Source organism: Mesorhizobium sp. CNPSo 4689 (assembly GCF_057784325.1).
Map to the genome: position 1 here is coordinate 1 of NZ_JBWLUZ010000075.1, position 6,711 is coordinate 6,711.

Here is a 6,711-nt window from a genome sequence, read left to right on the forward strand (position 1 = left end):
GCTTGTCCGATGAATCCGCTGAACGACACGCTCGCCTTCGTGGTGAAAGGTCGTTCGCAGCATGTCATGCCGGTCTATCAACGACCGGAGGACGCGCCTCAAGGCATCAATGTCGAACGGTGCCTTTATGCGCAGCTCGACTGGCAGATTGTATTCGCTCCCGGTTGGCCTCTTTTGATGATGTAACCAGAGGCCCATTTGACCATACGACAGCGGGCGCGTGACGTAATCCATAGCTTCCTCCGCCAATTTGTTGTGCGGAGGAGGCTACTAATTTTATTTGGAAATTGGGTGAATATTATAAGAAATTATTTTGACTTCATGGTTACGCTTCATTCGTCAAAATTTCATACTTATTTCCGTTTGAACTGAAGATGAACGCCGCATATGTATTTTGCAAAGGAGGAATGCGAAAAAAGAGTCCAAGCCAGGGAAAGCCATTTCACACTCGTTGCATTTTCGTATCAAACCTTCACACGGTGCATGCGCCGCTCTGGTAAAATGCATAATCAAAAGAAACGAGCGCTAACGCGATGTGGGGCTTGCGAGCCGCGATGCCGACCTCAACTCGCAACATAACGATGGGGCGCAGACGCCCCGAAACGAACCCGTCGACCGCAACCTGCAAATGAGCAATCCCAGCGCCTGACGAGGCGCGTGGAAAAGCACCACAACGGCGACCCCAGCGTCGCTTCAGGCCGTAAAAAGCTTATCGCCATGCATCGAGGCGGCTAGCATCGCATGAGCCCCAGCAGATAATTATGCATAGCCTGCTATCAGAATGAGAGGCTCGTTCGGCCTGCCGCCCTGCACGGCAATAATCCTATCTGCGCACGCCGCTCGGCATTTATCTCCATCTTCTAGCCACCAGAGCCTTCGCGATCTCCGATCCTGAGAACGCCATCAGTCGCCGCCCACGATCTCACAAGGAGCATGTCGATGACGAACGGCCGCGAGACCGCAGGGTGGCTTCTGGCCTCATACATTTCGCCAGACTTCAAACTGTTTGAGGTCGCAGTGTCGAATAGTGATCGGCGCTCGGTGAGTTCCGGCGAATACAACAGACCGCTTCGTTCGTTCACTCTCTCGGCCTCCGCGCCAGCAGTGAGCCACCGGTAGATAGCTGTGGCCGCAGGTTATGTGGAGTATCCGGCTGTATAATAAAGCATTTCTGACTAAGAATAAGAGTTATGGGTGAAGACAAAATATCGGAATTTACGTCCAGTACCAGCATCGCGTCATGGTCGCCGACGCCAGCTCCGGGCAGTGCCCGGAAACGGTCAGCGTCGACACTACCATCCTTGGTAGGCGCGCGAGCCGAAGTTGCCGTGTAAACCACGGAGCCACCGCCGAAATTCCGGCAGACACTAGCTTGCGAAGTCAGGCTTGGGAGATCCCAACGACCGCTTCAAGAGCATGGGTGCGGTGCTTAAGACGTCGCTAGCTGAGGAAAGATCATGCGCCAAGAAAGTAGCTCCAACTCCCTATTTGCCTTCAAAACCCTTGAATCGAACGTGCGGTCATATTCGCGGTCCTTTCCTGTTGTGTTCAGGAAGGCCGCGGGTGCCATTCTCGAGGACGAGAATGGACGTGAATTTATAGATTTTCTCTCCGGATCGGGTGTCCTTAACTACGGTCACAACGATTCCGACTTGCTCAATGAGGCAATGCGATATCTCAAGTCAAATGGAATAATCCACGGGTTAGACATGGCAACATCGGCCAAAAGAGAGTTTATGGAGTATTTTGACGCTATAATATTACGAGCGCGGGGTCTAACGTATAAATTTCAGTTTCCTGGTCCTACCGGGACCAATGCCGTGGAGGCCGCTCTGAAACTCGCACGCAAGGCCACTGGTCGGCACAGTGTGATCTCGTTTACCAACGGTTTTCATGGAGTGAGCTTGGGCGCGCTTGCGGTAACCGGCAATCGATACTACCGAGATGTGGCAGGCCTTCCTGCCGCCGGATCAGTTTTCATGCCCTATGACGGGTATTTGGGAGCAGATGTCGATTCTTCGGAATATCTAGAGAGGGTGGTTGCAGATGGAGGCAGTGGTGTCGACCGACCGGCAGCAATCATTCTGGAAACCGTCCAAGGCGAGGGCGGTATCAACGCTGCGAGCAAAGGCTGGCTGCAGTCGATCGAGCGGCTTTGCAGACGGAACGGCATCCTTCTAATTGTTGATGATATTCAAGCAGGTTGCGGACGAACGGGAAATTTCTTCAGTTTCGAATTCGCAAATGTATCACCAGACATTATCATTTTGTCGAAGTCTCTTAGCGGATGCGGACTGCCGCTATCCCTTTTGCTACTCAAACCTGAATTGGACGTTTGGCGGCCTGGCGAACACAATGGGACTTTCAGGGGAAACAATCTTGCGTTAGTGACGGGGACTGCAGCATTGCGCAAATATTGGACGAATGAAAATTTGTCCAAAGATGTCGCGGAAATGGGACGCATTCTGAGCGAATGCCTTCGGCAGGTCGTTCAAAGCAGCCGAAATCATAGCTTTTCCGTGCGCGGAAGGGGCATGATGCTGGGGCTGGATTGCAGCACAGGCGAACTAGCCGAGAAAATCGTCCATAAGGCCTTTGAGGATGGGCTCGTAGTGGAGCGATGCGGCGCAGAGGACCAAGTCATCAAGTTTCTTCCTCCTTTGACAATTGACAGGCATACGCTTCATCGAGGGCTCGACATTCTGGAAAGTTCTGTTCACGCAATTGTCTAGAGCACGTCCTGTGATCGATGAATCGATTGTGATGTGACGGCTGCGTTTTGTGCTGATTCAACATCCACCTCGATGGAGGTTGACGATGGGAAGAGCATTGAGCGTGGATCTTCGGTCGCGGGTTTTGAGGGCTTCGGACGAGGGCATGTCGGCGCGGCAAGCGGCGGCGCGGTTCGGCGTGGGAGTGTCCAGCGCGATCCGCTGGATTGCGCGGGCGAAGATCGGCGAACTGGCGCCACGCCCGCAGGGCGGCCGCCGCGCCTCCAGCCTAGATGCGCATGAAGCCTTCATCGTCGGGCTGATCGAGGAGCGCAAGGACATCACGCTGAACGAGATGGTGGAGCGGCTCGTCGCCGAGCAGTCGGTGCGGATCAGCCGCAGCGCCTTGAGCGCCTGGCTTCGCGGCCACGGCTGGACATTCAAAAACGTATGGCCCGCCCGTCGGCAAGAGGTTTATTTCTGATGGCGGCTGGTCTGCATCAACGTATACGGCGTGTCGGCTGATTGCCGTCGCCAAGATGGAGATCCGCACGCTCCGGGCCTCATAAAAGTCACGGCGTCGAAGCGCCATCTTTTGAACCAGGCTTCCAGAACGTCGGTTCGACCGTCAGGCCATCTTTCAAAGTCCTCTCGCAGACATCATCGGTCGGGCGGCGTCCATTCGTGTCGCCGCTGACCTAATTATTTCAGGCGGCTGCCATGGCTCGGTCGGCCTCGAAGGGTGCCTCGCGACGCAATATCACCCATGCGATGCGGGCGAGTTTGTTGGCCAGCGCCACGACCACCGTGTTGCGATGCCGTCTGTCGAGCAGGTTACGCAGCCACGCGCCCAGCAATGTCTGGCTTCGGGCCAGCGATGGCAAGGCCGCCCTTGCCCCATGGATCAGCAGCGTGCGCAGGTATTTGTTGCCGCGCTTGGAGATGCCGAGCAGCCTGGGTTTGCCGCCGGTGGTATGTTGCCGGGGCACGAGCCCCAGCCATGCGCCGAGATCACGGGCTCTTGCGAAGGTCGTGCCGTCCCCTACAGCGGCGACGAGAGCGGTGGCATTGAGAGCACCGATACCGGGGATCGTCGTCAGGCGCCGAGCACCTGCATCGTTGCGGGCCAGTTCGACGAACTCCCGATCCAAAGCCTCGATACGGCGGTCGAGATCAAGCCATTCCTCCCGCATCTCCGCAAGCAGGCGGCGGATGCGGCCGGCCATGAAGTCCGGATCGGCGAGCAATGCCTCCACAGCCTGCTCGAGCTTGCGGCGTCCCTGTGCGATAGTCGTGCCGCGCTCCAGCAGAATGGCGCGCAACTGGTTGGTCAGCGTCGTGCGCGCGCCCACCAGCCTTGAACGAACATGACGTAATCGCGGACGTGGTGGCCACCTGAGATGTGGCGGCGATGTTCGAACATCTAGCCGGCTGGCTGTCCTCCGATAGGATGAAGAACGGGCTCTCGATGGACACCGGGCCCAGGCACCGAACGGAGGACAGCCATGGAACACTATATCGGTCTCGACGTATCCATGAAAGAGACGGCAATATCGATCCGGCAGGACGGCAAGAGGATTTGGCGGGGTAAGTGCGCGTCCGACCCGCAACTGCTTGCGGCGGTGATCCGCAAGCGCGCACCGCATGTCCGGCGGGTCGTGTTCGAAACGGGGCCGCTGTCGGTGTGGTTCTACCATGCGTTGACGGCAGAGGGCCTGCCAGTGATCTGCATCGACGCGCGGCATGCCAAGGCCGCGCTCGACATGGCCGCGAACAAGACCGATGCGAACGATGCCGATGGCTTGGCCCATCTGGCCGAGGTCGGCTTCTACCGAGAGGTTCGGGTCAAAGGTTTCGACAGTATGCTAATCCGCACGCTGATCACCGCACGGCGCCAGCTTCTTAAGATGCGTTTGCAGATATCCAACCAAATCCGTGGGTTGATGAAGACGTTCGGCCTCGTCGTGCCCAAAGGCGCCGGAAGCGTGTTCGAGCGCAACGTTCGCAACCTTCTGCAGGGTGCAGAAAAGCTGGCGCGCATCGTTGTGCCAATGCTTCGGGCGTGGAGTGATATCCGATACCAAATAGCGGAGCTGAGCAAGCAACTGGCCGCGATGGCGCGTGAGGACCAGCACTGCCGTCTGCTCATGTCAGTGCCCGGTGTAGGCACCGTCACAGCCACCGCCTTTGCCGCAGCCGTGGAGGATCCGGCGAACTTCAGGAACTCGCGCGCCGTGGGCGCATGGGTGGGCCTGACCCCGAGGCGCTACCAGTCCGGCGAGGTCGATCATGACGGCCATATCTCGCGCCGTGGCGACAATCAGTTGCGCGGACTGCTATACGAGGCGGCCGCAGTCATCCTGAACCGGTCGACGGATAACAGCGCCCTGCGAACCTGGGCGTTGGAGCTGAAAGATCGGCTCGGCGCCAAGCGAGCGGCCGTGGCTCTGGCGCGCAAGCTGGCAGTGATCATGCATGCGATGCTCCGGACGGGCGAGCTGTTCGATCCGCATGGAGGAACGCCCGCCGCTGTCTGATCCTGCAGACGTTAGCCTACGACGATTTCTTCAGGCCATTCAACCGATCGCGTCCTTACAGGACGCACCGAGTCGTCCCTGCCGGGACGTGGCTGAGATCATTCCGCGAAGCGGGAAGCAACTGCCTCGTTTAGCAGATTGCGTAACGAACATAGGAAGATCTCACCTGCGAAACTCATCCTGCGGCGAGCTTTGCATCGACCGCGTAGACGACCCTGTACCCCGGCATACGAACGACCATCGGCAAAAAGGACGACTGCCTTGCATCTACCCCCTTGACGGTCGGGCGATTAGACGACCCGATGCAGCGACTGGATATCCAGCTGCTCCGCCGTCTTCAGCTCGACAAATCGCATAGTCGGCCGTGTCGCGGCTTCGGCGATGGCTTCAGCGTCCCGATCATCGTTCTTCTGCGCCTTCACGTAAGGACGCACGTATTCCGGCGACATCAGTCGGACCTCATGTCCCTGGTCGCTCAGAAGCCGACTCAGATGATGCGCGCCGCAGTAGGCCTCCATTGCAACCGTGCAGGGCGGAAGCTTCGAGGCGAAGCCCACAATCGTTTTCGGTTGCATGCGGCGGCGCAGAACCACCTTCCCATCCGCATCCAATCCCGCAACGCTGCAGCTGTTCTTGCCAAGGTCAATTCCCAGTATCATGATCGTCATGGCTCGTCCTTCTCCGGTTCCAAACACCGGCATCCTAGCGCGATGCCCTCGAAGGAGGGCGGGCCATTCCATGAAAGTCCGCGCACGCACTGGAGCAGGATCGCCCCGACATTCTGAAGCGGCGCCGGGACTGGTTCGACGGCCAGCTCGACCTCGATCCGGCGAAGCTCGTGTTCATCGATGAGAGTGTGCTGCAGAGCAGCGGAAGGAGTTCAATATGAACTAAGACCGTAGCGTAAAGCTGCGTGAATGATGGGGGACGGCCCTCCGGGATCGGCTTTCAGGAGCAGGTCTCAAACCAGTCCAAGCTGCTGCGGTAAAGAGCCGTGGTGGTGAGCGTTGGATGAAAAGTTCGGACGAGATCCGAGCAGGTGGGTGTCCGAAAGACGAACGAAAGTGAACCCTTCGAAGACGCGTCGTTATGAACGTAAGTGTCGCCGAAACCAGGACCGTCTCGTCATCCTGGGACAAGTCCGCCGGGTGCCTGATGACAGGGCGGGCGGCGACCGGCGTTGAGGGGGCGTGAGTCGGACACAGGCATTCGCGCGGAACTGCAGGAACCAGGCTCCTGATGCAAAGGGAGAAGCTCAAGCGGGCCAAACCGCAAGGCGAGAGTACCGATGCAGGAGACTGGGGCGGACCGGCGATCAGGGGTTCTTCCGCATATTTGGTGCAGGTTGCGGGATTCACGGACGGTGCGAATAAGTTCATAGAGTCGGAATCGCAGTCGACGCCGTGATTTGCCCGTGCTCCATGCCTTCCGCTCGCTGATTTCACCCGAGCTTTCGATTGTCC

Annotated in this window: 3 protein-coding genes and 4 pseudogenes; 4 read left to right on the plus strand and 3 right to left on the minus strand. The window is 58.0% G+C overall.

What is annotated here, in order from left to right:
- On the minus strand, positions 1 to 234 hold a 234-nt coding region (locus AC04SI_RS32805; protein WP_488475681.1), incomplete at its 3' end, for a condensation domain-containing protein.
- A 1,223-nt stretch (positions 235 to 1,457) separates the two neighbouring features.
- Between AC04SI_RS32805 and ectB the strand changes: the two genes are divergently transcribed.
- On the plus strand, positions 1,458 to 2,732 hold the full coding sequence (ectB, locus tag AC04SI_RS32810; protein WP_488475682.1) for a diaminobutyrate--2-oxoglutarate transaminase: 1,275 nt from the start codon (positions 1,458 to 1,460) through the stop codon (positions 2,730 to 2,732).
- Between the two features lie 85 nt (positions 2,733 to 2,817).
- Positions 2,818 to 3,153: pseudogene (locus tag AC04SI_RS32815) on the plus strand (helix-turn-helix domain-containing protein); the annotation flags it as partial.
- A gap of 265 nt (positions 3,154 to 3,418) precedes the next feature.
- Here AC04SI_RS32815 and AC04SI_RS32820 read toward each other — a convergent pair.
- Positions 3,419 to 4,087 (minus strand): annotated as a pseudogene (locus AC04SI_RS32820) (IS110 family RNA-guided transposase); the annotation flags it as partial.
- A gap of 129 nt (positions 4,088 to 4,216) precedes the next feature.
- On the opposite strand from AC04SI_RS32820, the gene AC04SI_RS32825 reads away from it, so the two are divergent.
- Entirely contained in the window at positions 4,217 to 5,248 is a 1,032-nt protein-coding gene (locus tag AC04SI_RS32825; RefSeq protein WP_488475683.1) for an IS110 family RNA-guided transposase, read from the plus strand.
- A gap of 296 nt (positions 5,249 to 5,544) precedes the next feature.
- On the opposite strand, the pseudogene AC04SI_RS32830 reads toward AC04SI_RS32825, so the two are convergent.
- A pseudogene (locus AC04SI_RS32830) lies at positions 5,545 to 5,916 on the minus strand (IS110 family transposase); the annotation flags it as partial.
- A 74-nt stretch (positions 5,917 to 5,990) separates the two neighbouring features.
- On the opposite strand from AC04SI_RS32830, the pseudogene AC04SI_RS32835 reads away from it, so the two are divergent.
- Positions 5,991 to 6,104: pseudogene (locus AC04SI_RS32835) on the plus strand (IS630 family transposase); the annotation flags it as partial.
- Positions 6,105 to 6,711 lie beyond the last annotated feature (607 nt).

Coding starts and splice junctions, on each gene's coding strand:
- ectB (WP_488475682.1), top strand. CDS start 1,458: ATGCGCCAAGAAAGTAGCTCCAACTCCCTATTTGCCTTCAAAACCCTT.
- AC04SI_RS32825 (WP_488475683.1), top strand. CDS start 4,217: ATGGAACACTATATCGGTCTCGACGTATCCATGAAAGAGACGGCAATA.